The organism is Candidatus Limousia pullorum (genome assembly GCF_057405065.1).
Window position 1 is genome coordinate 675,461 of the sequence record NZ_CM171614.1, and the last position, 26,875, is coordinate 702,335.

Consider the following 26,875-nt stretch of genomic DNA (forward strand, 5'->3'; position numbering starts at 1 on the left):
TTTCCGCAGTCATCGGAAAATGGTTCGCTTACATATGAGTTTTTATCAACATACAAATTCGGAGGAAAATTATAATGGAAACAGAAAAGAAAAAGATAGTTTTCAGCGCCATTCAGCCCAGCGGTACAATCACTCTGGGAAACTATCTGGGCGCTGTAAGAAACTGGGTAAACATGCAGGATGAGTTCAACTGCATTTATGCTCTTGCTGACCTGCACACAATAACCGTAAGACAGGAGCCTGCGGTTATGAGAAAGAATATTCTTGACGCTTACGCTTCCATAATGGCATGCGGTATTGACCCTGAAAAAAGTCTTTTCTTTATTCAGAGCCATGTTCACACACACGCAGAGCTTGCATGGATTTTAAACTGCTACACACAGTTCGGCGAGCTTTCAAGAATGACACAGTTTAAGGACAAGTCCGCAAAGCACGCAGACAACATCAACGCAGGACTTTTCACCTATCCATGCCTTATGGCTGCTGATATTCTCCTTTATCAGGCGGATATGGTTCCGGTTGGCGCTGACCAGAAGCAGCATCTTGAGCTTTCCCGTGACATCGCCGTAAGATTTAACGGACTTTACGGCAACGTGTTTAAAGTTCCGGAGGGATTTATTCCAAAGAACGGCGCAAGAGTTATGAGCCTTCAGGACCCAACAAGAAAGATGAGCAAGTCAGATGAGAACGTAAACGGCTGTGTACATCTTCTCGATACACCTGAGGTTATAATGAAGAAATTCAAGCGTGCCGTTACCGACAGCGAAGCTGTTGTAAGATACGGCGAGGGCAAAGAGGGAATTAACAACCTTATGTCCATTTACTCAGCTGTTACCGGCAAAACCCTTGAGGAAATCGAAAAGGAATTTGAGGGCAAGGGCTACGGCGACTTTAAGACAACAGTAGGCGAAGCTGTTGTTGAGGCTTTAAGACCTATCAAAACACGTTACGAACAGCTTATCAAGGACAAGGCATACCTTGAAGAGTGCTACAGAAAAGCCGACGAAACCGCACTCCGCTTCAGCCGGAGAACCCTTTCCAAAGCAATGAAGAAGATAGGATTTATTCTTTAATTTTTTTATATCCGACCTGTAAGGGGAGGATATAAAAATCAACATCATTACAGGTCGGGCGAGACGTTTTTCTTAGTCTTTAGAGTGGCTCGCTCTTGGTTAAGTTTGATTTTTAATATTATAATTTGACAACCGTGGTTAAAAAATAACCACGGTTGTTTTTATTTTTCTTTTATGCAATTATCAATCAAATAACAACAGCCACAATTTTTTTACCGTGGCTGTTATCTTTAAAAATTTATTTATTTTTACGTCTTATCCTTTAAAAAACGACAGCGGAAAACTGCGATAATTTTGAATATTATAAGAGCTATAATATTTACCACAACAACTGTTGCACCCGTTGGGGTGTTTAAGCCGTATGAGGCGGTTATTCCTACTAAAAAGCACACAAGAGACAAGATTACGGAACAAATTGTCACGCTTCTGAATGACTTGCAAAGGCTCATTGAGGTGAGGGCAGGGAAAATTATAAGGGCTGAAATAAGCAATGCGCCCATCATTCTCATGCCCAGCACAACTGTCACCGCTGTCAGAAGTGCAATAAGGGAATTATAAAGCCCGGTTCTTGTTCCTGTTGCCTTGGCAAAGGACTCGTCAAAGGTTACGGCAAATATTTTTGTATAGAAAAATACAAACATAAACAAAACGCAGACGCAGAGTATCACGCTTAAAACCACATCGTCGTCGGTCATTGAAAGTATGCTTCCGAACATGTAGCTGGAAACATCCGTGTTCATGCCGGTGGTAAGGGACACTGTTATTACGCCAACCGCCAAAGCTCCCGTGGAGATTATGGCAATAGCTGAGTCGCCCTTTATTTTACTGCTTTCGCTTATTCTCAGGAGGAGAAAGGCGGCGGCTATTACTACAGGAATGGAAAAAACAAGGGGCGCAAAGTTAAAGGCGGTGGCAACTGCCATTGCGCCGAAGCCCACATGTGAAAGACCATCACCAATCATTGAATATCTTTTAAGCACAAGGCTTACGCCCAGCAATGCGGCACAAAGGGACACAAGAACTCCAACCACTACGGCTCTCACCATAAAGGGGTAGGACATCATCTCTCCAATCATCTCAATCATGGTCACAGCAACCTCCTAAAAATCTTTTTGCCTGACTGCTTTTCTTATACTCGGCAACAGTTCCGAAGAATGTTCCCTCGTCCTGAAGGTGCAGTACATGGGTGGAATGTCCTATGGAACACTTTATATCGTGGGAAACCATAATAACTGTTATCTTTTCCTTTTTGTTCAAGTCCTCTATAACATGGTAAAGCTCATCGGTTGCCACAGGGTCAAGAGCGGCAACAGGCTCGTCCAAAAACAAAATGGTCTTTGTGGCGCACAATGCACGGGCAAGCAAAACTCTCTGCTGCTGTCCTCCGGAAAGCTCGTGATAACAGCGGTTTTTAAGATTTTCAATGCCAAGCTTTTTTATATTTTCCAGTGCGGCGGTCTTTTCCTTTTTGCCGTAAAAGGGCTTTAATCCCCTTGAGGCAAGACAGCCGGAAAGTACGATTTCAAAAACCGAAGCGGGGAAATCCTTCTGCGCCATTGTCTGCTGGGGCATATAGCCTATTTCTTTTTGTCTTAATCCGTCGCCCATAACAATTTTTCCCTTAACAGGGGAGATAAGTCCCAAAAGTCCCTTTATAAGGGTGGTTTTTCCGGAACCGTTTTCGCCCACTATGCACAGCATATCCCCACGGTTTACCTGAAAGGAAAGGTCTGAAATAACCTCTTTGTCGTCATAGGCAAGGCAGATATTTTCACAGGAAATAAGTGCCATCAGTTTAAAGCCTCCTTAATATTTGCAAGGTTGTTTTCCATAAGCCGGAGATATGTTACGCCGTTTTCAAAGTCCTCTTTGGAAACATTGTGGCAGGAGTGAAGCAAAAGCTTTTTAGCTCCAGTGGCTTCGCAGATTGTGTCGGCGGTTTTGCCGCTGCTCAGCTCTATATAGAATACAACCGGAATATCGTTTTCATTTACATAGTCTATAATCTCTGCGATATCTGCGGCGGAAGCCTCGGTATCTGTTGAGCATCCGGGAAATGCGGAAATATAGTCAAGTCCATAGGCATGAACAAGATATCCGAACGGAAATCTGTCGCCGAAAACAAGTGTCTTTCTCTTTGAATTTTCAATAGTTTGTGAATATTCTTTATCAAGAGCTTCAAGCTTTTCAATATATGCGTCGGCGTTTTTGTTATAATAATCTGCGTTTTCCGGGTCAGCGTCGCTGAGAGTTTCAGCAAGCTTCTCAACAATCAAAACAGCGTTGCCCGGGTCTGTCCACACATGCTCGTCCTTTGGCTCTTCGCCCTCATGTTCGTGGTCGTGACTCTCTTCCTCCGGCTCGTCCAAAAGCTCAACGCAGTCCATCATCTTTACAACTTCCATGTCCTGGTTGTCGCCTGAGCTTATAAGGCTTCCAACCCACTGGTCGGAGTTTCCGCCAACGTATACAAACACGTCACAGCTGTTTACATTTGCAATGTCCTGAGGTGTAGGCTCGTAGGAATGGCTCTCAGCGCCGGGAGATATAAGCATTTTAAGGTTGATTTTGTCGCCGCCTATTTCCCTCAAAAAGTCATATGGGGGAAAGTTTGAGGTTATAACATTTAATTTTCCGTTGTCCTCTATTTCCTGTTTCTGAGAATTTGAACAACCTGCAAAAACCGAAGCGGCAAGGGCAATCACCAGAACCGCCGAAATAAATTTTAAAAATCCTGATTTCTTCATTTTTTTCTCCTTATGATTTTTCTCTGCATTCCTTACAAAGTCCGTAAAGAACTGTTTTAGAAAGGTCCAAAACAAAGTCGTGCTTTTCCTTTATATGCTTGGCAAGGTTTTCAGCGTCCGCACACTCAAGGTGGACAAGCCGTCCGCAGGCGGTGCATTTAAGATGAAAATGGTTGCAGCAGTCGCCGCCGTGCTCCATATACTGGTACACAACGGTTTTTCCCTCTTTTCGGAAACGCCTTAAAAGCCCAGAACGGCAAAGCTCCTTTACCTGACGGTAGATTGTGCTTTTTCCTATTTTTCCGCCGCTTATTTCTCCCAGCTCAAGGGAGAGGGCGTCTATGGAAAATTCACGTTCGCTGTTTTCTTTAAGATAATTAAGCAGCATTTTCCTTTGCTCCGTATTGTATTCCTTTCTACAGACTTTTTTATCAGTCAAATAGCACATCTCCTTTACAGCGTCAACAAAGGTCAACGAATATGAGAATTACTCTCATATTATAGTATGGTGATTTTAAGTTGTCAAGCTTGGGATAAATTACAGCAAAAGAAAACCGCAGACAAGAGATTTCCCTTAATCTGCGGTTTTGTATATCAATAACCGATAGCTATATTATAACGGTGTATCCTGCAAGGCGTCGAAGCCCTCCTCGCCGGTTCTCACCTTTACTACATTTTCAATATCGTAAACGAACATTTTGCCGTCGCCGATTTTTCCTGTGTAGAGAGCCTTTCTGGCTGTATCCAGCACAAGCTGTACCGGAACCTTGCTTACAACAATCTCCACCTTGATTTTCGGAAGCAAACTCATATCCATTTCAACACCTCGGTAGAAGTGTGATGCGCCCTTCTGCGTTCCGCATCCCAGCACGTTTGTCACCGTTATACCGGTAATTCCTATGGAGTTTAAAGCATGCATAAGCTCGTTTAGCTTGTTCTGACGTGTGATTATGCTTATCTTTGTAAGCTTGTAATCCGCTCCCGGGTCGGCGGAATCCACCAATTCAGCGGGAGCCTGTTCTGCGCCCATAGAGGAAACAGTAACCTTTGGAAGAGTCTGAGGAACATCGCCTGTGTTGTCAAAGGTGATAAAGTCTGCGTAACTGCTTTCAATGCCGTGTTCTCTTATATCAAGTCCGGCAATCTCCTCATCCTCGGAAACTCTAAGTCCCATTGTGTGCTTGATAACCTGGAAAACAACTGTCATTGTAACGGCAACCCAAGCGATAACCGCAGCCATTCCAAGAAGCTGAACTCCTAAAAGATGGAAGCCGCCCCCTGTGAAAAGTCCGAGACCCTCTGTTCCTGTTCCGTCTGAGAAAAGACCTACGCAAATTGTACCCAATGCGCCGTTAAGTCCGTGAACACCTACAGCGCCTACAGGGTCATCTATTTTCAAAACCTTGTCGATAAATTCAATACCAAAAACAACCACAAAGCCTGCGATAATTCCGATTATTGCGGCGGAAACAGGTGAAACTGTGTCACAGCTTGCTGTGATAGCCACAAGACCAGCCAAGGTTCCGTTGAGTGTCATGGAAATATCAGGCTTTTTGTAGCGTATCCATGTGATGAGAAGCACGGCGCAGGAAGAAACAGCCGCCGCAAGGTTTGTGTTTACAAAGATTTTTCCGGCTGTAACAACGGCTTCGCCCTCCATTGAAACGGTGGAAGCTCCGTTAAAGCCGAACCAGCAGAACCAAAGAATAAACACGCCCAATGCACCCAATGTAAGGCTGTGTCCCGGAATAGCCTTTGCCTTTCCGTTTTTGTCGTACTTTCCGATACGTGGGCCGAGAATAAGTGCGCCCACAAATGCTGCAACGCCGCCAACCATATGTACAGCTGTTGAGCCGGCGAAATCATGAAATCCCAGCTGTGAAAGCCAGCCGCCGCCCCATATCCAGTGGCCGGAAATAGGATAGATTAAAAGGCTAATAACAAAGCTGTAAACGCAGTATGCGGAAAACTTTGTTCTCTCTGCCATTGCTCCGGAAACGATAGTTGCGGCAGTTGCGCAGAAAACCGTCTGGAATATGAGAAAAGCGTAAAAGGGAACGCCGTCGGGAAGCATTGAGGTTCCGTAGTTAGCCTCTTCGGCAATTCCTCCGATACTTCCGATAAAAGCTCCTGTTCCTCCGAACATAAGCCCAAAACCAACAATCCAAAAAGCGGGAGTACCTATACAGAAATCCATAAGGTTTTTCATGATTATGTTTCCCGCATTCTTGGCTCGGGTAAAACCGGTTTCAACCATAGCAAAACCCGCCTGCATGAAGAACACCAAAGCCGCTCCCACAAGCACCCATATGGTGTTCAATGCTGAAAATTCACCCATAATAATTCCTCCTCTTTATCCGCCGAAACTACGCGGACTTTTTATAACAAAAAGTATCTTTAATACTCTTTATTTCTAAAATAAAAAAGGTGCGGATTGCCCATGGACAAAAACCGCACCTTTGCGAAAAAAGGGAAATAAGCCGAGCCACGCTGCTCGGATGTAAGGAAGTAAAAATAAAAAAGACGCTTCGGAAACATTTCCAAAGCGCCTTTGCTTTACACACACGATTATACTCAGAATTTTTATTTTGTCAAGTTTTTATTTAAAAAAATTTATTTGGGACGGGAACGGAAAAATATTGACGCCAAAAGAGAAAAGAAAACTGCGGCGGTAATTCCCGCTGAACCTGCGGTCAAGGCTCCTGTGAAAATCCCGAAAAATCCCTGTTCCTCCACGGCTTTTTTTACCCCTTGGGCTATTACATTTCCAAAGCCCGAAAGTGGAACGGTGGCTCCCGCCCCTGCAAAGTCCACAATGTAAGGGTAAATGCCCACGGCGGACAGAATCATTCCGGCTATCAAAAATCCCACCAGTATGCGGGCTGGGGTGAGATTTGTTTTATCTATCAAAATCTGACCCACAACACAGATAAGACCGCCAACCCAAAAGGCGTTTAAAAGATTAAGTATATTCATGAAATCACCTTTCCTTGATTATGTCTTTACTATGTTTTGCATAAAACGGTCAAATATCCGGTGATATTTACTAAAATAATCATCGTTTTGGAAAATAAAGACATCATATTCAAAAATGGCATTTATAAAAGTGATATTTTGTAAAAATACATTAAAAAACTATTGATAAAAAGGAAAAAAAGCTTTATAATTAGATTGTATGAGTGGGTAATTTCAGCTCAAACAATTAAATTGAAAGGAGTAGTACCTATGAATTATTCCCATGAAGTGGAAAAAATGTGTACTGTAACAAAAGGACCTCATCATGGTCCCGCCCCAATTCCTGAAGAGGGCAAATGGGTTAAGTCCTATGAAATCAAAGATATCTCCGGTCTTTCTCACGGTGTGGGCTGGTGCGCACCTCAGCAGGGCGCATGTAAGCTTACCCTTAACGTAAAAGACGGTATTGTTGAGGAAGCTCTTGTTGAAACACTCGGTTGCTCAGGTATGACACACTCCGCAGCTATGGCTGCTGAAATTCTCCCTGGCAAGACATTGCTCGAGTGCCTTAACACAGACCTCGTTTGCGACGCTATCAACACTGCTATGAAGAACATCTTCGAGCAGCTCGCATACGGCAGAAGCCAGACAGCTTTCTCCGAGGGCGGACTTCCTATCGGCGCAGGCCTTGAGGACTTGGGTAAGGGACTTCGTTCACAGGTTGGTACCATGTTCAGCACTAAGGAAAAAGGCGTTCGTTACATGGAAATGGCTGAGGGCTATGTTCTTAAGACAGCTCTCGACGAGAACAACGAGGTTATCGGTTATCAGTTCGTTAAGCTCGGCAAGATGATGGAGGATATCCGTCACGGTGTAGATCCAAAAGAAGCATATGAAAAGAATATCGGTCAGTATGGTCGCTTCGACGGTGCGGCTAAATACATCGACCCACGTGAAGAATAATTGGTAAGGGAGGACTTAATTATGGCTAACAATGTTACTTTTGAAAGTAAGGAAAGAAGAATGCCTAAAATTGAGAAGTGCCTTGCCGAATATGGTATTGCAAGTCTTGAAGAGGCAAGAGAGCTTTGCTTGAACTGCGGCTTTGATCCAGACACAATCGTAAAGGGCGTTCAGCCTATCGCATTTGAAAACGCATCCTGGGCTTACACACTTGGCTGCGCTGTTGCAATCAAGAAGGGTGTTAAGACTGCTGCTGAGGCTGCTGAGGCTATCGGTATCGGTCTTGAGGCTTTCTGTATCCCTGGTTCTGTTGCAGAGCAGAGAGCTGTTGGTCTTGGCCACGGTAACTTGGGCGCAATGCTCCTCAAAGATGAGACAAAGTGCTTCGCATTCCTCGCAGGTCACGAGAGCTTCGCAGCTGCTGAGGGTGCTATCGGTATCGCAAGAAATGCTAACAAGGCAAGAAAAGAACCTCTCAGAGTTATTCTTAACGGTCTTGGTAAGGATGCCGCTTACATCATCGCCAGAATTAACGGCTTTACATATGTAAAGACAGAATTTGACTACTTCACCAGCGAACTCAAAATCGTAAGCGAGACAGCTTTCTCCAACGGTGAAAGAGCTGCTGTTCGCTGCTACGGCGCAGACGACGTTCGTGAAGGCGTTGCTATCATGCAGCACGAGAACGTTGGCGTTTCCATCACAGGTAACTCAACTAACCCAACAAGATTCCAGCACCTTGTTGCAGGCACATACAAGAAGTGGGCTATCGAAAACGGTAAAGCATACTTCTCAGTTGCCAGCGGCGGCGGCACAGGACGTACACTCCACCCGGATAACATGGGCGCAGGTCCTGCTTCCTATGGTCTTACAGACTCTATGGGCCGTATGCACGGTGACGCTCAGTTTGCAGGTTCTTCTTCTGTTCCTGCTCACGTTGAGATGATGGGTCTTATCGGTATGGGCAACAACCCAATGGTTGGCGCAACAGTTGCATGCGCAGTTGCTGTTTACGAGGGACTTAATAAATAAGCCAAAAATTCGTTTTTAGCTTTTCAATTTAATTAAACATTCAGGCACATTATTTTGGACTTTTCCTCTATAGTGTGCCTGATTTTTTATTTTTTAATTCCGTCCTCCAAACCGCTCATTAACTGCACTATTTTTAAATATTGAAACAGCGACAGGTTCTTTTAATTTTTTTAAATAGATTATGGTATTATCTCCCTTATAACATTACAAAAAGGTGATTAAAAATGAAATCTATTGAGGAAAATAACGCACCTTACATCTCCATTATGCACCAGCGGTGTCCTCTGCGTGTTTATCTAAGCACAATTCTTTACGCCGAAACCTTTAAAAATGCCGTTTACATACACACGGACGCAGGGGTTTTTAAAACCTACATAACCTTTGAAAAGTTTTGTGAAAGTCTTTGTGACCTGCGTTTTATAGGCTGCTACAAGGGCTGTGTGGTGAACATGGACAGAGTTTCAAAAATCCACGGGGACGACTTTCTTATGGACAACGGGGAAAGGGTTCAGATAAGAAAAAGGGGAGGGAGTAAGGTTAAAAAATCCTATCTTCAATATGTACTGCTTAAACAGGTGTATTTGGAAAATAAAATATCATAGTTTTAAACTTAAAACGACTAAGACTTTTTATAAAAAATTTATCCTAAAAACACAGTAAGACCGCCACGCTTTCGCATGGCGGTCTTACCTTGTTACAAAAATGAGGGGTACAAAGTAGATTGCATTATCTACAATGAGGAGGGGTAGAACATGTAATCAGGATGCTTGCGGCTCATCCTTCTTACAGTTGTTATTATAACACAGAGCAAACAGCTTTGTGTGATTGTTTTGAAAAAAGTACTTGAAATCTTTTTAAAAACAATATTTCCCAGCTTATTTATAATTCAATTATAATGTTATATTTCCGTCCTCATCAACAGACATCATATTTGCAACAACCATCTGGCAAATAGTTGCGTCTGTTATTGTTATCTCGCTGCTTCCGTCTACATCAGCTAAAAGGCTGTCAAAATTTTCAATATTCTGACCGGAAACATGCTGCTGTATAGCGGTTACGTCATCTATAGAAATTGCTCCGCTGTGGTCAATATCTCCCATATTGTATTTAAGGTTTTCATAGGCTGACTCCAAAGCCGCAAAAGCCTCATCCACTGTTTTCTGGTCTGCTTTGTCATCCTTTAAAACGTCTGCGGCATTTCCCAGAGCTGCGGCAAATTCACGGTAGGAATTTACTGTGTAAACATTCTTAACCTGATTCATTTCATCAACAAGAGCGGTAAGCTGATCTTTATTCACAGGCTCCTGTGTTTCTCCGCCTTCAAATTCAGATGTGGGCTTGCAGGCAATTCCGTTTTGCTTTGCAAACTCATAACCGTATGTTCCCTCGTCAGCGTAAATTGTAATTTTTGAATTATCATTAAAAGGTGCTTTGCCTATAGATGTTACAGAAGCAGGAATAAGCACATCTGTGAGATTTGTATTTCTTTCAAACACGCTTTCTCCCAGCTGCTTAATTGTATTAGGAATTGCAAAGCTTGTTTCCTCTTTTCCTGTTGGATATATCAAAAGATTGGAAACAGACTTGTCAAAAAGAACGCCGTCTACAGATGCAAAAGATGTATTGTTTTCTGCAACCTCAATCTTTTTAAGCTTTGAGCAGTAGTTAAGACCTGTGGTTTCAAGATTTTTCACTGTTTCAGGAATATACAGTGTTTCAACTGTTGAATAGGCGTCGAACAGGTAGAAGGAAACTCCGGTAACAGGCATATTTACAGCGCTTGAAGGGATAACCCAGTCTCCGCTCTGGCCTACATACTTGCATGGGGCAACGCCGTTAAAATATGTAAAGATAAAGTCGCCCTCCTGAACCTTAATATCGTCGCAGTAATATGGTCTGTGGTCGTTGGAGAACTTTTCAACATCTTTATCAAACCAATCCATTGCCCATGTGTTATCAATAAATATCCATCTGTTGTCGGCATAAGCCATACTCCATGCATGACCGCCGGCAGAGGAATCGCCGTTTACCATTACGCAGGGAATTCCCACCGCAGCGCACATGGCTTTTGTCACGTTGGAATATCCCTGACAAATTCCAAGTCTTTTTGAGAATACGTTGTAAGCGTCCTGAGAACCGCTTACCAGGTCGTAATCATACTTGATATTGTCGCATACCCAATGGCAAATAGCTTTAAGCTTGTCGTAGTCTGTAAAAGCTCCGCTGCTCTCAATAGTTTTCAGGGTTTCCGCTTCAATCTCTGCAAACTGCTCCTTTGTCATTCCAAGCTTTTCATAATCGCTTACAAACTGCTGAGGTTCAAGATTGTTGAGCATGTCCAAAAGCTCCTGATTGCTTCCTTTAACGTTGGGATTTTTCATCTCCGCCGAAACAGCAGGCAAAGCAAAAAAAGCAGAAGCCAGCATGAGCACAGCCAAAACCAAAGAAATAGTCTTTTTCATTATAATCGTCCTTTCTAAAAAATACATTTTCCTGTAATTCAATTATATCAAAATATCTTTCCTTAATTCAATATGCAATAGGTAAAATTAAAGACGGAATTTTTATCAAAAAAGCACTATATAAAACAAAAGACACAGACAAAAATGCCTGCGCCTTTTGTTTAAATATTTATGTGGTAGCTGTATATTTTATTTTGCCAATAATATCTGTATCTCTGTTGCATCGAGGATGTTTATTATTCCGTCATTATTCATATCCGCTGAAGCTTCATTTATATCAATTCCCTCAGCACGTACTATGTATTTCATAAGGATTGTAACATCTTCAATATTTATCTGATTATCTCCGTTGACATCTCCCATAACGATATCCGGTTTAACAGTTATTTTTATTTCCGGCTGTACGCCATTACTGTTTTCGTATCCGTTTGGCAAATCAAAAACTCCCTTGAGAACAATCTCTCCTGTGAAATTATCCTCCAGCTCATCGGTATTCCAATCAATAAGTGATGTGACCTTATCTGAATTGGAGAGATAAACTGTTGTGTACTTTGGAAGCATTTCAACAGCTTCCTTAACGCTTTTCGCCTTGATTTCCGCCATTTCCTCATAGGATGTAACTTCCGGATAGGCTGTTTCGCCTTCGCCCAATATCTTTATTTCCTGAATTGTGTAATAGATGTCGCTGCCTGCTCCTTCTTTAATAACCACCTGAATATCGGAAACGTTTTCCGGCTTATTATCCAAAACCCAAAGGTCATTTTCAAACTCATAATTTGCGGAGCCTTTCCAGTTCATTGTTCTTTCGCCCAAGGATATATACTCCCGGCTGTCAAAGGTTTTATATCTAAGCTCGTACTTTCTCGGGCCGTATACGGTTCCCATGAATATATGAAAATCTATAGCTGAAACAGTCTGAGGAGTATCCCAGCTGAAAGTGATTTCCGCCAAGTCGTTAGCCGCAAAGGTTGTAAAGTTATTTACGTTGTCAACTATAATTCCATCATTAAGTCCCTTTAATGAGGTATTAAAAGTGGGGTATTTGTTGGCTGTAACCTGTGCAGACAAAGCGACATTTACTTTTTCCTGCTTCATGAGATCTGTAAGATTTTTGCAGTAATAGGAATTTAATTCGTCTGTAAGACTGCCGCTGTTTATGGTGTTTTCAGCTTCGTTTTTCAAAGCTGTTATCTTTTCCCAGGTTTCGGCTGTGTAGTCATCTTCCTTTAAGCCCTCTGCCGATGATATTATCTGTTCAAGAGGGGCGGTATCGGTTTTTCCGTCAAGAGTTCCGTTTTTGCTTTGATTAAACATCCAGTCTATTAAATCCTGAACATTATCCTTTCCGTAAGCCACGTTCCAGCTTTCATGCAATTCATCGGGATATTCTGTATAGGTGATATTTCCGTACTCTGCCAAAGAATTGTACATGCTTCTTGTGGCGTTTACGGGAACAATATCGTCCAAGGTTCCGTGGAAGGTTCTTATAGGCATATCGCTTAAAATCGCCGCTTTTTTGTAATCGCCTACACCGCATACAGGGACAATGGCTGCAAATTTATCAGGGTTTCTTGTGCCCAAATCCCATGTTGCCATTCCGCCCATAGAAAGGCCTGTAACATAAAGTCTGTCGGAGTCAACATTATAATTGTCCTCTACATACTCTATAATATTGTAAGCGGTGGTCAAATTTTTTGTTCTCGGGTTTGTATCCATATCTCTGTAATCGTGATACCAGGAATCTCCAAGATTTACCCACTTGCTTTCATCGCCTACTCCGCCTGCCTGAGGAGTCTGTGGCGCAACGATTATACATGGATTATTTTCAAGATTATATTCTGTTAAAAGCTGATATATAATTCCGGTGTTATTTTCAATGTTTCCCATTTTAGTTCCGCCGCCTCCGTGGCCGTGGAAATAAACAAGCATTGGATATGATTTTTCCATGTAATCTTCCGGAGCATGAATCCAGTAATTCATATTTATACCGGTGGTTTCATCGCTGTAGCTCATATACTGCAATGTTCCGTTGTCAATGAGTTCGTTTAAGTCTATACCAAACTGGTCAGGAAAAATCTGAGGAGTTACCGCCGAAGCCTTAAAAGATGCAAAACATGTTAAAGCAATACAAATCGACATAAATAATGCCGTTATTTTTCTTTTTGGTATACTTACAGATTTATTCATAACTGTTTAAACCTCCTCGCTTTAATATAGCAGCGGCTACGTGGTTTCCGTCGCCGTCAAGTTCGTAAATTCCAACTACAACTTTCTGTACGCTTGTTGCGTCGTCGATGTCCACTTTTCCGCTGTTGTCAACGTCGGCTGTGTCAATGTCAATTTCATCTATACCTTTTATAATGTAAATCTGAATCATTGTAGCGTCGCTGATTGTGAGCTTTCCGTCGTGGTTTACGTCGCCCTTGTTATATTTTAGGGAAGCAAAGGCTTCATTGAGCTTTGCAAGTGCGCCGTCGATTTCTGCCTGTGTGGGATGCTCGGAAATGTTCAAAGCTGTTGCTTCATCCAAAGCATCCTTTGTAGCCTTTGCGGAATTTGCAGTATAAACTGTAAGGTCAATATCCTTTACCTCTTCAATCTTTGCGGAAAGCTTGGTTCTGTCAACTGAAATTATATTGTTTTCCAGCTCAAGGAACTTTCTGTAAAGGGCGGTCAAAGCTTCTTCCGTTGTGTCGCTAGTGAGATTTCCGGAATTTGCAAGCTCTGTTGTGTCCTCTATAAGCTTCTGGAATGACTCATAGTAATCGGAATTGATCTGACCGTCGCCCATGCCCGGCTCGTACTGACCGAGAGTCTGGTTTATCTCGTCGATATAGTCAAGAAGCTCATCGCTCATTGACTTGTAAACCTCAAACTCGTAAATACTTCCGCTGTACCACTGACCGTTGGAAGGATGCTTCCATCTTTCTTTCTGAACATACTTCACATATCTGGCTTCCTGAGGCTCAAAGTGGATTTCGTCTATTGCAGGTGTTGCTACGTTTACTGTATCTTCGTTCTTTGTGTAAACTGTTGTGTAGCTTTCGCCGTCGGCGGAAATCTGAACCTCGTATTTTCCGACAGTTGACTCGAAGTTTATAACAACGTCCTCTATTGTGTAAAGGTCACCCAAGTCAACCAAGAGCCACTGCTCGTCCTGTGCCTTTCCGAAAGAAACTCTGGAATCCTTGCTTACAATTCCGTCAACAGCCATATCCGCTGTAAATCTTCCGTCGGAAACCTCCAAAGAGGAAGCCGTTACGTCTTTGCCCAAAGCTATGTTTTCACGTCCCTTAAACGGTACTGCGTCGTTAATTTCCTGGTCGCTTAAGGTTCTGTTGTAGATTTTAAGGCTGGAAACTGTTCCCTTTACATTCTCCATAATTTTTTCCGTAGGGAGAACAAAGGTTGAGCTCTGCTGAGCTTTTCCGGCGATTGTTTCATTTGTAAGCTTTCCGCTTCCAACCTTGCCGCCGTTTACATAAAGTGTAAGGTTTTTATTGTCGCAGACAAGGGCTATATTGTAATCCTTGTTTGGCTCAAGTGTATAATCGAATGTATAGCTGTATGCCTCACGGCTGTAGCCAACCTTGCCGTCAAGGGTAAGGAAGAATTTTCCGTCCTTGCCGCTGAACAGAGTCATCTGATCGTTTATCTCATCAAAGTTAACGTCCATCATAACTGTGTAAGGATAACCAACGCTGTCAAATGGCAGTGAGATATATCCTGTTCCGTCGAATTTGATTTCCTGATTTTCAACTGTTCCGTTGATAATTTCTCCGTCATAACTGTTGCCGCTCTTGTCTGTCAAAGTGGCTGAACCGTTGTTGAAGCTGTAGTCGGCTATAACATCTGTTTCGGACTCTACAAATCTTCCCGGGTTTGTGTTTGGAGCTTTGTTCTGTACAGCGTCGATTCTCTCACGGAACTGCTCGTAGGTCTGACCCTCTTCGTCCTCGCCGAACCATGTTTTCTCGGAAACAAGTGAAACAGCGTCTTTCATTCTGTCGTAAATATCAAACATTGAGAAGCCTGTTCTAAAGGATGTCATGTCGTTCCAGATACAGAATTCTGCGCCCTTTGTCTGAGGATGAGCAACAGGCATTATAGCTTCGCCGGATGGATTTCTTCCGGACTTGAAGTTGTTGACCTCAAATTCATTGTAAAGGCGAGGCATATTAAATCTGTCAGGATATCCAGCATTGGCGGCAGGAACAATGTAGAGCCATCCGCCGTATGTGTTGATAACGTCATAGCCTGCGTCATAGGTTTCGTGAACGTCTGCCCAGTAAGGAGCCCAGAGGTTTACTGTTGCCTCGTTGGTAACAGGAGTTGTTCCGTTAAATCCGTTTTTACCCAATGAAGCCCAAAGTCTTGTGTTGTAACCCTTTGCATTTATATACTTTATAAAGTGGTCTGTCCAGGCTCTCATCTGCTCGCTGTATCTCTTGTCGTACTCGTCTGTACCCATGTGAAATTTATCACTCTGGATAACAGGGTCTTCTCCGTCAAGATACTCGTCGATAAGGTTTTCAATAATCTCTCTGTTGGCGTTGAAATTTTCCTCTGTGGTTATATCAAGCTGACCTGCGCCAAGCATAACAACACCCGGAACATCTCTAAAGCACTCTGCATGATAAGGTGTGTCGATTTCAGTTATTACATCGATACTGTAAGACTTCATATCCTTCTGATACTGTCTGTACTCGTCCTTTGTGTAGTAACCGTCCTCGGCAACTATCTCAGGATAAACCTCGCTTTCAAGTCTGAATGCGCTGTAGCCGGACTGACCCCAGTAGTCGTTGATATGAACATGAACCTCGTTGAGCTTGTACCATGACATATAGATTGTCATTTCCTCAAGGTATTCCAAAGGAATGTACATTCTGCCCACGTCTATCATTCCGGCACGAACCTCGTACTGAGGATAGTCCCTTGCAATACCCTTAGGAGCTTTCAGTTCCTCGTCCTGATAGAGAATTTGTGTTATTGATGCGCCGCCGTAAATAAGTCCGGTGTAGGTGGGAGCTTCAATGGCAGCATAATCGTCAATTGTGAGAATGTATCCCTCTTCGCCCACATAGTCAGTGTCGTAATTTGTCTTAACATAAACATCGCCGGCAGCAGGCTCGCCCATTACACATGGGATTTCCATTTCAAGCATATCTCTGAAATATGACTTTATCATCTCTGCGGCTGCGGCTTCCGCCTCTGATGCGTAAACTATTCTTGAGTTTTCTGTAAGCTGATAGCTGCCTTCATGTCCTTTCCACTCTCTAAGACCCGGCACTACATTTGGCTTTTGGTTGTCGGTTTCCTCCTGTGTGTACTCTCCGGGAACAACCAGCACCGGTGTGTCAACGGAAGATACAGAGTAAACGCTGTCATCGGTTTTATCTGTAATTTTATATGTAAATCTTACTTCCATATCAACAAGAGGCTTTATAACAGTTCCGTCTGTCTTTACAACCTGCTGATTATCTGTTCCGAAAATCTCGATTGAATATCTGTCGGAATTTGGAATTTCAGGAAGAACAACGTGAGTTCCATCCTCGCTGAGAGTAGGAGCGGTGTTCTCCACCAAAGCGATAATATCGTCTGTGGATTCAAGCTGTTTTTCGCTGTAAACTTCAAGCTCGTAAATTGAATATCCGTACCTTGCGGTTTTAGGCTCCTGGCAAAGCACTCTGATATATTTAGCTGTAACCGGTTCAAAAGAGCTGTGTTTTTTCATACCCTCTGCGTCGGCGCTTCCTGTTTCAATGTCGAAAAACTCTGCGCCGTCCAATGAACCCTGAATTGTGTAACCTGTGGCAGAAGCCGCCTCCCAGAACACATTGACCTGAGCAACTGTATATTCTGCGCCCAAGTCAACCATAAGCCACTGTTCCTTTGTGCCCTCGTCTGCGGCTGTTCCGTCTGTGGCACGTTTTGATGACCATCTTGAATTTTTTGTGCTTGTGTTGTCGATAATTCCGTCAACTGCCTTGTCCGGAGTCCATTCCTTTCCCGGATAGGATGAAGAGGCTGTGGCGGTTTTGTTCAGTGCAAGGTTTGCGCTTTCCTCTGCAGATGCGGCTGTAAAGGAAACGGCAAACATTGATGCCACCATCAGCAAACTAAGTACTGCGGATAAAAACCTTTTAGCTTTCATTTTTCTTTACCTCCTGTTTTTGTTTAAAAGCTTATAAGATTTAGTCCTTCTTCTTTGATTAAACTATCACCTCCGTAATTTTAAATTTATAGCGTTAAGTCCATGGATTATTTTTCAAAACCATGACTTTATAGCAATTTTGTGATAATTTATTTTTAAAAACAATCTGTTTCAATGAAGGAATTTTTTATCAATCATCCGATTATGTTCATATTATATCATAAAATAATATAATTTCAATAAACATTTTTAAAAAAATATATCTTTATAACATAATACCACCCGAAATCATCTGTCAAATTCAGCCATATTATCAATGGTTTTTACAACAATTCTAATAAAGTGATTTTAAGGTTAAATCATTTTTCCTAAAAAACAAAAGTGCGGAGAGAAATCCGCACTTTTGATAGAAAAGGATTATAAGAAAATGAAACTAAAAAACTTTTGGCATATTTATATTATGTTTCCGTCGTCATCTACATGACAAAGGTCAACAATAGCCTTTTGAATAAGTGAAACGTCTTCAACATTGATTTCTCCGTTTCCGTCTGCATCGGCGGTTTCGGTGTCAAAGTTTTCGCCGTTACCTTTCAGATAAATCTGAACAAGTGTAGCATCTGTGATTATAAGCTTTCCGTCGTGGGTTACATCGCCCTTGATGTAGGTAAGATTTTCAAAAGCGGAGTTAAGCTGTGTCAAAGCGTTGTTTACATCATCCTGTGTTGCCTCTGTATTATCTATTACACTCTTTGCATTGTCCAGTGCAGCAACAAATGCTTTGTAGGAATTTACACTGTAAACATTCTCTGTGTCCTTAAGCTCTTCGTATCTTGCGGAAAGCTCAGACTTATCAATCTCTTTGTCAAGCAATGACGGGTCAACGTCATAGTCATAAACCTCTTTGAATATGTCGGCATACTTAATAATAAGTTCGTGGCTTACCTCAACGGAATTTCCTACAGGCTCTGTTGGGTAAGGTGTATGGGAAATCGAGATATGCAAAATATTTGAGATAGTAGTTATAGGCTGTAGCCATTGCAACTGCATTGTTGCCTCTCAAAACAGGTTTATTTTCTTCTGCGTTCCAGTCAACCTCATATACATCCATTCCTGTTTCAGGGTCGGCAGGTATCATCTCAAGGATGAAGTTTTCGGAGGAATTTTCTCCTGTAATTCTGTCGATAAGCTCTTTTACTGTTCTTAAAGCTGTTATATCTGCATTTTCAAAATTTTTCTGTGCAGATTTCATGCTTTCATTTATCGCTGAAATTTCGCCAAGTGTATCTGCTTTTGCAATATCCTCTTTTGCTTTTTCTGTAATAGCCTTTGCCTCGTCTATAGTTCCCTGGGAATAGTCCTCAGGATTTGCGGCTGTGTACAGCTTTTCAAGGATTTCAATTCTTCTGTTAACCTCTTCCTTGTCCTCTTCTTCAACAACCTTAGGATTTACAGTCACGTTGCACACCGCTGTTTTCTGTCCGAATTCTGTGGTGGCTGTTATTGTGCCTGTCTGTGTCTTGCCGTCTGCAAGGTATCCGGCTTGTACAAGTCCTGTCTTGTCAACTGTGATATTCTCGTTGTCTGATACCCAAACAACATTTTTGTTTGTAACATAAACCGGAAGAATTGTTGCCTCAAGCTGGAAGTTCTCGCCCTCTTCAATGGTGATATCCTCCGCATTAAGGGTGATTGTAACTGAGTCCGGGTCAACGTCCATAAACTCGTAACCAACTTCGATTTCGCCGATTACATATTTGCCCCATGAAAGATTTCCGCCGTCAACATGTATTCTCAAGGCTGAACCCTGTACCAGCTCATCAGCACATAATCCAAAATAATATTTATTAAACAGTAAACCACCAAAAAATACAAAGGAGTTCTGCTGTCGCCGAAAGCTCTCAGCAGGGAAGAAAAGCAGTTAAAGAAAAACGTCGTGCCAATTCCCAGATAAATCGCAAAAAGATAATTAAATGCGTCTTTCATCATTGTGTCAGGCGTATTCATAAGTCTTAAAACAGGCTCGGTAAAAACCGTACTTATCACCGTAAATAACAGGGACAAAACCGCCGTAAGGAGTATGGAAACCGCTATTGATTTTTTGAGATATTCCTTTTTACCGCCTCCCACATACTGGGCGGTTATCACCGAAAATCCCGTGGTAAATCCCTGCGCCATTCCTATAACAAGATACATTACCGGCACGGTAAGTCCCACCGCTCCGAATGCGTCGGAACCCAAGGTATTTCCCACAATCATCATATCCACCATGCTGTAAAGCTGCCGGAAAAGACTTCCCACAAGAAGAGGAACCATAAATAAAAGTATTTTCTTAACCGGATTTCCAGTTGTCATGTCTATCGGGGATTTTTTTGCTCTGTCCATTGTTACGACCTATTTAACATAAATATTGCGTTAAAATTTAAGTTTTAAAGACATTATATATAAAAATTATTGTGTTCTTTGTTTTTGTGAGATTATACAACAGCAAATATTTTTTGTAAATGACAAAAAAAAGAAAAAACATCAAATTCAAGCCGGATTTGATGTTTTTATACAAAAATTGATTTAATTTATCATTTAAAAGAATATTTTTAGGAAATCACAGACAAAAATCTTAAAATAATTTACCCATAGCCAATCCTGCTACAATAAAGCATGTTGGTTGATGGACAAGGTAAATAATATAGCTGTGTCTTCCGCAAAATTCCAAAAAAGGTATTCTGAGATAAAAAATGCTTATTTTGCTTATTTTGTCTTTCAAAATATTATAGGCAAAGTACCCTACAAAATACATAAATATCCACGGCAAGACCCCGAAATAATCCGAGGAATAAAAACCCTCGTTGGGAAATCCCAGAAACACCAGCCAGCTTGTGCTGTACAGACTTTCCGGAAGCTGAAATTGGGTGAAAAACAGGTTTAAAGTTCCCGATGACACGCTGTAAAACACCACAAACAAAACAAGAGAAATCAGCAGTCCCCAAACCGCAAATCTGCCCTTTAATATTTTATGAAGTCCTGCGGTTATCAGCGCCGCCACTCCCAAAAAGAAAATTATTCCGTAATAAATCACCAGAGAGGGCATAAAAAAATAGGTGAAAAGTGTAATCAGCACTCCCGTTCCTATAAGCTTTACCGCCTGTTTCATATGACTTTTAGCCAGGCAAAAGGAAAATCCCGAAATAAAAATAAAGGTTATACATATAGTCCTCTGCCATAAGGGCACAGGAAAGGTATAGGGCCAGCGGGGCTGTTCTAAAAATATGACGAAGATATCATACACAAAATGAAAAAGCACCATATCCACAACCGCCAGCCCTCGTATGGCGTCAATCAGATTTATTCTCTTTTTCCCATTTTCCAAATCCAATCTCTCCCATTATTTTCTTTGACAGAATGGTATCACGACCAGATAAAAAGATTCACACCCTTATAGGAAAAGAGCAGATAAAATGTCAGGATAAAAATAACCGCTGTTCCTATGTATTTTATATAATCCTTTTTGGTTCGTTTTTTATTTTCGTCTTTCTTTTTCATTTTACCGCTCCTTTCGCAAAATCATTTTATCATGGCAGATGATGGCCGGCGCTTCTGTAAATGCTGTACCATTCCTGTCTGGTAAGGTCAACATCGGCGGCTTTGCAGATGTCGGAAAGTCTTTCTTTGTTTGTTGTTCCGGCTATAACCTGAATTTTTGCCGGATGACGGAGTATCCATGCGGCGGCTATAGCTGTATTTTTTACGCCGTATTTCTCTGCAAGGCGGTCAATCTCTGCGTTAAGCTCAGGATAATCCGGGTTATCAAGGAAAACTCCGGCTTTTCCGTATCTGAAAGGTGACCATGCCTGAATTGTCATATTTTTAAGTCTGCTGTACTCCAGCAAAAATCCGTCGTGCATAACGGACTCCTTGTTCTCCATATTTACATTGATTCCGGAGGTAATCATTCCGGCGTTTACAATGCTGAGCTGAAGCTGGTTTATAACAAGTGGAACATTTACGCCGGTTTTCAGCAGTTCAACCTGCATCATGTTGTGGTTGCTTACGCCGAAATTTTTAACCTTTCCGCTTTTGTAAAGCTCTTCAAAGGCTTCTCCAACCTCTTCAGGCTCCATAAGTGTATCTGGACGGTGAAGCAAAAGCACGTCAAGATAATCAAGGTTCATTCTTTTAAGGCTGGTTTCCACTGACTCGATTATGTGTTCCTTTGAGAAATCGTAATATCCGGGGCGGATAGCGCACTTTGTCTGGATTATCATTTTATCTCTCAAGTCCTTGTGGTTTTTCATAAATTCACCGAAAAGCTCTTCTGACTTGCCTTTTCCGTAGATATCAGCATGGTCAAAAAAGTTTATGCCGTTGTCAAGAGCGGTCATAATAAGTTCTTCAACCTGTGCATTATCAAGGGCATGTATTCTCATGCATCCCAATGCTATAGCGGAAGCATTCTCAATATTATTGCCGATTTTAATATATTTCAAGAAAATCATCCTCTCGTTTTTTACTATTGTAACATAGCAATTTTAAAAATACAATAGAAACAGGAGTGTCAATCCGATTGTAAAGCTTAATGGAATGTGGTAAAATTACATTATATTTGAGTATTGGGGGACAATATTTTGGCTTTGCCTGACTTCATAAGGGAAAAAACAACAATATGGGATTTTTTAAAAAACGACGCCACACCACTTGTGCTTTACGGCATGGGCAACGGGGCGGATATTGTAATTTCACAGCTTGAGAAAATCGGAAGAAAGCCCTCGGAAATAATCGCCAGCGACGATTTTGTCCGTGGTCAGCTTTTTCACGGTTATAAGGTGAAAAAATTAAGTCAGGTGGAAGAGGAGCTTGGTGATTTTATAGTCCTTATATGCTTCGGAACTCAAATCGACTCGGTAATAGAAAACATCAAATCAATCGCCCGAAAGCACAAAACCTATGTGGCGTATGTTCCTGTTTTCGGCGAAAACATAATGACAGAAATTTTTCTTTTAGAGAATATTGATGATATTATAAAAGCCAGAAATCTTTTTAAAGACGAGCCCTCTTTAAAAGCCTTTGACTGCTGTTTAAATTTCTATATTTTCGGAAAGCTTTTTTATCTTTTTGACTGCGAAAGCGAAAAGGATGAGGTTTTTGAAAATATTTTAAAGCTTAAAAATAATGAAAGCTATCTTGATTTAGGTGCATACCGTGGCGACACAATAGAGGAATTTTTAAAATATTCCAATGGAAATTACAGTCACATAACCGCATTGGAGCCGGACAAAAAGACATTTACAAAGCTTTTAGGCTACGGCGAAAACCTTGAAAACGCCTGCCTTTTAAACAAAGGCATATGGAACAGGGAAGAGGTTCTTTATTTTGAAAACCGCTGTGCCAGAGGTTCTTCACTTTCCGGAGAAGTACAGGGCAAAAAAGCTCTGCCGGTTGACGTTACCACCGTTGACGCTTTGGACAGGGAATTTGATTTCACATATATAAAAGCCGACGTGGAGGGCGCAGAAAAAGAAATGCTTATGGGAAGCCTTGAAACCTTGAAAAAAGGAAAAGCAAAGTGGAACATTGCCGTTTACCATAGAACCGAGGATTTTTTCAGACTTCCCCTTTTGATACATTCCGTAAATCCCCATTATAAATTCTACATGCGCCACCATAAATATGTACCCTTTTGGGACACAAATATTTATTGCGTGCCGGATTAAAAGCATGATAGTTCTATAAAAGAATAATAAATAAAAGTTAACCGAGAGCGAGCCATTCCAAAGATTGAGAAAAAGGTCTCGCCCGCCTTGTAATGATGTTAATTTCCTAAACAAAGTCTTGCAAGGCGGTGATAAAAATAAAGGTCTCGCCCGCCTTGAAACGAACCTTATTTCCAAGAGTAAGTTCTGCAAGGCGGATATAAAAAATAAAGGTGGGATAAAATAAATGATACTTTGTGTTGATGTGGGAAATACCAATATAACTATGGGAATATTTAAAGATAAAAAGCTTGTGCTTAAAACAAAGATTTCAACCGATAAGGGAAAGACGGCGGACGAATACGCCATCGAGATTTTCACTATGTTTAGGGTGTACAGCATCGAGCTTTCCGATGTTGACGGCTGTATTATAGGCAGTGTTGTGCCTCAGGTCACTTCACAGCTTAAAGAAGCTTTGAAAAATCTTTTCGGATGCACTCCTTTGATTGTGGGCGCAGGCATTAAAACAGGACTTAATATTAAGATAGATTCGCCGGAAACCTTGGGCGCTGATTTAGTTGTGGGCTGTGTTGCGGCGGCGGAATTGTATCCCTGCCCATGCATTGTTATCTGCATGGGAACAGCCACCACCATATGCTATATGGACAAAAATAAAGCCATGTGCGGCGGAGCTATAATGCCGGGCGTGTCACTTTCTTTAAACGCTTTAACTACAACCAGTGCACTTTTGCCCAGCGTTTCCCTTGACGCTACAAAAAGCGTTATCGGCAAAAACACAAACGACTGTATAAAATCCGGTGTTGTGTGGGGAGCCGTGTGTATGCTTGACGGAATGATTGAAAAAATCGAAGAGGAAAGCAAAAGCGACTGCACCATTGTGGCGTCCGGCGACCTTTCTCCGGTTATTGTAAGCCACTGCAAGCGAAAAATCATTGTAAAGGACGACCTTATAATGCAGGGTCTTAGAATTATATATGAGAAGAACAAAAAATTAAATTAAGGATTGGTGATTAACATGTCAAAAAAAGAAAAGCAAATACCTTTAAAGTCGGTTATCGGTTTGGCTGTGTTTGCCCTGATAATTGTTGTTATGGCTTTCACGCCTGTGGGATTTTTGAAAACCGGAAACCTTGAGGCCTCTTTCCTGGTTGTTCCTGTGGCAATCGGCGCAATTTTACTGGGACCAACTTATGGTGCAGTGCTGGGACTTGTTATGGGTGTTGTTTCCTTTGCCCAGTGCTTCGGAGCAAGCGACATGGGTTCGGCTCTTTTCGGAGTAAGCGCAGTAAACACTTTTTTGCTCTGCGTAATCCCCAGAGTTATCTGCGCATGGATGGCTGGCGTTTTCTATGACCTTTTAAGCAAAATCGACAAGACAGGTTTTGTTCCTCAGATTGCCGCCGCTGTTGTATGTCCTATTTTTAATTTTATTCTTTTTATGCTGGGACTTTCACTGCTGTTCGGTCAGACCCCTTATCTTTTAAACATGCAGACACAAATGAACGCTTCCGGAATAGGCTTTTATTTTGCTTTGGGCGGAATGAATTTGCTTTATGAGCTTTTGGCTTCTGTGGTTTTGACAACAGGTATCAGCACTTTGATTTTAAAATTCAAAAACCGAAACAAGGTAAAGGAAGAAGTCTCCGAAAAAGACAAAAAATAAACGGTGAAAATTTATGAACAAGGATATTTTAAATACACTTTTGGATGCTAATGACTTCGTGTCCGGTCAGGAGCTTTCCGACAAGCTTGGCGTCACACGCACCACCATATGCAACAACATAAAGGAAATCAGAAAAGCAGGTTTTGAGGTTGAGTCAGTCACAAACAAAGGCTACAAAATAACCCAGAAAACCAAAAACATAAACGCCGTTCTGATAGAAAGAAATCTGAAAACAAAAACCCTGGGCAGAACCATTTACGAAACCGAGGAAACACCATCCACAAACACATATTTAAAGCAGGCATCACTGGAGGGCTGTCCCGACGGCGCACTGGCGGTAACTCATCTGCAAACCGCCGGAAAGGGCAGGCTGGGCAGAGTGTGGAAAACAGAAAAAGACTCCTCCGCCATTATGTCCTATATCTTAATGCCGGAAATCTCACCAAAGGATATAGCCGCCGTAACCCAGGTTGTAGGACTTGCGGTGTGCAGAACTCTGAACCGTCTTTACAACATTGGCTGTGAAATAAAATGGCCCAACGACATTATCTGCAAAAACAAAAAGCTATGCGGTATACTCTGCGAAATGTCCGCAGAGCTGGACAGGGTGAACTACATAATCCCGGGAATAGGAATAAACTGTGACCAGGAAAGCTTCCCAGAGGAAATCGCCCACAAAGCAACATCCATCTATCTTGAAACAGGGGAGCATCCCGACAAAAATCTTATTGTCGCCGAGATATTAAACGAAACTGAAAAAATTCTTTTAACCACCGGTTTCGCCTTTGACCGCCCTTTAATAGAGGAATACACATCCCTTTGCGCCACCATAGGCAGGCAGGTGCAGTTTTACCGTGACGGAAATCAAATGTCAGGCGTAGCGGTTGCCATAACCGGCGACGGGGAACTTATTGTGGAAACAGAATCCCGTCAGTCTTTCCTAATAAATTCCGGCGAAGTAACCGTCCAAGGCATTTATTGATTTTTAGCTCCGTCTTTTTTAGTTCCGCCATGCTTAACTTTCATATGACGGTTAGGTTCTGCACATGGCGGGCGAGTCTTTTATTTCCGCCTTGCAAGACTTCCTTTTGGAAATAAAGTTCATTTCAAGGCGGGCGAAACCTTTTCCGCAATCTTTGGAATGGCTCGCTCTCGGTAAGGTTTAGTTTTGAATTATAATTTCACAGCCATGGTTATTTTTTAACCGTGGCTGTTTTTATTTTTCTTTTAAGTAATTATCAATTGTAGGGGCGGATTGTATATCCGCCCCTACGGTTTGGGTTTTATTTTTTATTAAACGACATAAAACAAAATAAAAAATGGCTATGCCACAAACTTAAATGTGACATAGCCACTGTAATTTCTAAAACTAACGCTTCGCCCGACGTGTGCAGAAGTTGCTTTCATAGAAAAACCTTTGCACGTCGGAACTAAAAAACTCGCCCGACCTGTAATAGAAGTAAATTTTTATATCTTCCCCTTGCAGGTCGGATGTAAAAAAGTTAAATGAGAGCGAGCCATTCCAAAGGAAACAAAGGAAGGTCTCGCCCGCCTTGAAACGAACTTAATCTCTTAGTCTAACCTTTGCAAGGCGGAAATAAAAAAATCAACATAATTCACAGTTATTAACATTGGGATGTTTAAGGGGTGGAAAAATAGGTGAGTTTTCCTTTTTTAGGTGTGGAAATAGTTGAATTTTCAATGTTAAAAAATGAGGAATTTAAGTTTTTAAGGATTTTACATTATTTTAACAAAGGCGATTTTTTTATGGTGAAAAATTAGTTTTTCCGGATTTTTTTCTTTTATGCAAAAAACCGTTTTTTTGGATTTTTTCTAAAATCTCACGGTAAAATTCTTTTTAAGATAATAATTCGTTTTTTATTCCAAAAATAAGAAAAATAATAAGAAATCCTTGAAAAAAATTACGGGAAAATAAAATTATTTAACCTATTGACAACTAAAATATTACACAATGTAAATATTTGACGTGGAATACTCTGATGAAAATGTGGATGTGGATAACTTGTTATGTTGATAACTATGTTGAATTAACGAAAAAGTCAGTGTTATTCAAGTTTTACCACCTGTTTTAACAGGAGTTTTCAACGGTTTCCACAGAGT

The 26,875-nt window shown here is 41.6% G+C and carries 23 protein-coding genes; 8 read left to right on the forward strand and 15 right to left on the reverse strand.

What is annotated here, in order from left to right; genetic code table 11:
- Positions 1-74 precede the first annotated feature (74 nt).
- Positions 75-1,073 carry a tryptophan--tRNA ligase gene (trpS, locus tag CGICJO_RS03015; protein ID WP_486499590.1) on the forward strand — a complete coding sequence of 333 codons (999 nt, stop codon included), beginning with the start codon at positions 75-77 and terminating at the stop codon, positions 1,071-1,073.
- Positions 1,074-1,321: 248 nt separating this feature from the next.
- On the opposite strand, the gene CGICJO_RS03020 is transcribed toward trpS, so the two are convergent.
- The 6 genes from CGICJO_RS03020 to spoVAE form a co-directional block, all read right to left on the reverse strand.
- Positions 1,322-2,158, reverse strand: coding sequence for a metal ABC transporter permease (locus CGICJO_RS03020; RefSeq protein WP_486499591.1), 837 nt, complete (start codon positions 2,156-2,158; stop codon positions 1,322-1,324).
- Positions 2,151-2,864 carry a metal ABC transporter ATP-binding protein gene (locus tag CGICJO_RS03025; protein ID WP_486499592.1) on the reverse strand — a complete coding sequence of 238 codons (714 nt, stop codon included), beginning with the start codon at positions 2,862-2,864 and terminating at the stop codon, positions 2,151-2,153. The genes CGICJO_RS03020 and CGICJO_RS03025 overlap by 8 nt, the downstream gene beginning before the upstream one ends.
- Complete coding sequence (locus CGICJO_RS03030; RefSeq protein ID WP_486499593.1) at positions 2,864-3,820, reverse strand: metal ABC transporter substrate-binding protein; 957 nt, start codon at positions 3,818-3,820, stop codon at positions 2,864-2,866. Before CGICJO_RS03030 ends, CGICJO_RS03025 begins: the two co-directional genes overlap by 1 nt.
- A 10-nt stretch (positions 3,821-3,830) precedes the next feature.
- Entirely contained in the window at positions 3,831-4,259 is a 429-nt protein-coding gene (locus CGICJO_RS03035) for a Fur family transcriptional regulator (protein WP_486499594.1), read from the reverse strand.
- A 174-nt stretch (positions 4,260-4,433) separates the two neighbouring features.
- Positions 4,434-6,158: an ammonium transporter gene (locus CGICJO_RS03040; protein ID WP_486499595.1), complete on the reverse strand. Its 1,725-nt coding sequence runs from the start codon at positions 6,156-6,158 to the stop codon at positions 4,434-4,436.
- A gap of 275 nt (positions 6,159-6,433) precedes the next feature.
- Complete coding sequence (gene spoVAE / locus CGICJO_RS03045; RefSeq protein WP_087378250.1) at positions 6,434-6,796, reverse strand: stage V sporulation protein AE; 363 nt, start codon at positions 6,794-6,796, stop codon at positions 6,434-6,436.
- Positions 6,797-7,045: 249 nt separating this feature from the next.
- Between spoVAE and CGICJO_RS03050 the strand changes: the two genes are divergently transcribed.
- From CGICJO_RS03050 to CGICJO_RS03060, 3 genes are all read left to right on the forward strand, one after another.
- On the forward strand, positions 7,046-7,738 hold the full coding sequence (locus CGICJO_RS03050) for an iron-sulfur cluster assembly scaffold protein (protein WP_087378252.1): 693 nt from the start codon (positions 7,046-7,048) through the stop codon (positions 7,736-7,738).
- Positions 7,739-7,759: 21 nt separating this feature from the next.
- Positions 7,760-8,770 (forward strand): GGGtGRT protein, encoded by a 1,011-nt coding sequence (locus tag CGICJO_RS03055; protein WP_486499596.1) that lies wholly within the window; start codon positions 7,760-7,762, stop codon positions 8,768-8,770.
- Between the two features lie 224 nt (positions 8,771-8,994).
- Positions 8,995-9,372 carry a LytTR family transcriptional regulator DNA-binding domain-containing protein gene (locus CGICJO_RS03060; protein ID WP_486499597.1) on the forward strand — a complete coding sequence of 126 codons (378 nt, stop codon included), beginning with the start codon at positions 8,995-8,997 and terminating at the stop codon, positions 9,370-9,372.
- 288 nt (positions 9,373-9,660) lie between these two features.
- Here CGICJO_RS03060 and CGICJO_RS03065 read toward each other — a convergent pair whose 3' ends face one another.
- The 9 genes from CGICJO_RS03065 to CGICJO_RS03105 all read right to left on the reverse strand — a co-directional run bounded on the left by CGICJO_RS03065 (position 9,661) and on the right by CGICJO_RS03105 (position 21,867).
- Positions 9,661-11,232 carry a transglutaminase domain-containing protein gene (locus CGICJO_RS03065; RefSeq protein ID WP_486499598.1) on the reverse strand — a complete coding sequence of 524 codons (1,572 nt, stop codon included), beginning with the start codon at positions 11,230-11,232 and terminating at the stop codon, positions 9,661-9,663.
- 189 nt (positions 11,233-11,421) lie between these two features.
- Positions 11,422-13,419: a prolyl oligopeptidase family serine peptidase gene (locus CGICJO_RS03070; protein ID WP_486499599.1), complete on the reverse strand. Its 1,998-nt coding sequence runs from the start codon at positions 13,417-13,419 to the stop codon at positions 11,422-11,424.
- Positions 13,412-17,386, reverse strand: coding sequence for a discoidin domain-containing protein (locus CGICJO_RS03075; RefSeq protein ID WP_486499600.1), 3,975 nt, complete (start codon positions 17,384-17,386; stop codon positions 13,412-13,414). Before CGICJO_RS03075 ends, CGICJO_RS03070 begins: the two co-directional genes overlap by 8 nt.
- Before the next feature lie 453 nt (positions 17,387-17,839).
- Complete coding sequence (locus tag CGICJO_RS03080) at positions 17,840-18,433, reverse strand: dockerin type I domain-containing protein (protein ID WP_486499601.1); 594 nt, start codon at positions 18,431-18,433, stop codon at positions 17,840-17,842.
- Positions 18,330-19,181 (reverse strand): alpha-N-acetylglucosaminidase N-terminal domain-containing protein, encoded by an 852-nt coding sequence (locus CGICJO_RS03085; RefSeq protein ID WP_486499602.1) that lies wholly within the window; start codon positions 19,179-19,181, stop codon positions 18,330-18,332. Before CGICJO_RS03085 ends, CGICJO_RS03080 begins: the two co-directional genes overlap by 104 nt.
- Positions 19,178-19,768 carry an MATE family efflux transporter gene (locus tag CGICJO_RS03090; protein WP_486499603.1) on the reverse strand — a complete coding sequence of 197 codons (591 nt, stop codon included), beginning with the start codon at positions 19,766-19,768 and terminating at the stop codon, positions 19,178-19,180. Before CGICJO_RS03090 ends, CGICJO_RS03085 begins: the two co-directional genes overlap by 4 nt.
- A 232-nt stretch (positions 19,769-20,000) precedes the next feature.
- Positions 20,001-20,750: a heparan-alpha-glucosaminide N-acetyltransferase gene (locus CGICJO_RS03095; protein ID WP_486499604.1), complete on the reverse strand. Its 750-nt coding sequence runs from the start codon at positions 20,748-20,750 to the stop codon at positions 20,001-20,003.
- A 38-nt stretch (positions 20,751-20,788) separates the two neighbouring features.
- Entirely contained in the window at positions 20,789-20,923 is a 135-nt protein-coding gene (locus CGICJO_RS03100; RefSeq protein ID WP_486499605.1) for a hypothetical protein, read from the reverse strand.
- 29 nt (positions 20,924-20,952) lie between these two features.
- Entirely contained in the window at positions 20,953-21,867 is a 915-nt protein-coding gene (locus tag CGICJO_RS03105; RefSeq protein ID WP_486499606.1) for an aldo/keto reductase, read from the reverse strand.
- Between the two features lie 138 nt (positions 21,868-22,005).
- Between CGICJO_RS03105 and CGICJO_RS03110 the strand changes: the two genes are divergently transcribed.
- From CGICJO_RS03110 to CGICJO_RS03125, 4 genes are all read left to right on the forward strand, one after another.
- Positions 22,006-23,091 (forward strand): FkbM family methyltransferase, encoded by a 1,086-nt coding sequence (locus CGICJO_RS03110; protein ID WP_486499607.1) that lies wholly within the window; start codon positions 22,006-22,008, stop codon positions 23,089-23,091.
- A 226-nt stretch (positions 23,092-23,317) separates the two neighbouring features.
- Entirely contained in the window at positions 23,318-24,091 is a 774-nt protein-coding gene (locus CGICJO_RS03115; protein WP_087378349.1) for a type III pantothenate kinase, read from the forward strand.
- A gap of 15 nt (positions 24,092-24,106) precedes the next feature.
- Entirely contained in the window at positions 24,107-24,754 is a 648-nt protein-coding gene (locus CGICJO_RS03120; RefSeq protein ID WP_486499608.1) for an ECF transporter S component, read from the forward strand.
- Positions 24,755-24,767: 13 nt separating this feature from the next.
- Positions 24,768-25,736, forward strand: a complete 969-nt coding sequence (locus CGICJO_RS03125) for a biotin--[acetyl-CoA-carboxylase] ligase (protein ID WP_486499609.1) — start codon at positions 24,768-24,770, stop codon at positions 25,734-25,736.
- The last annotated feature ends 1,139 nt before the right edge of the window (positions 25,737-26,875 follow it).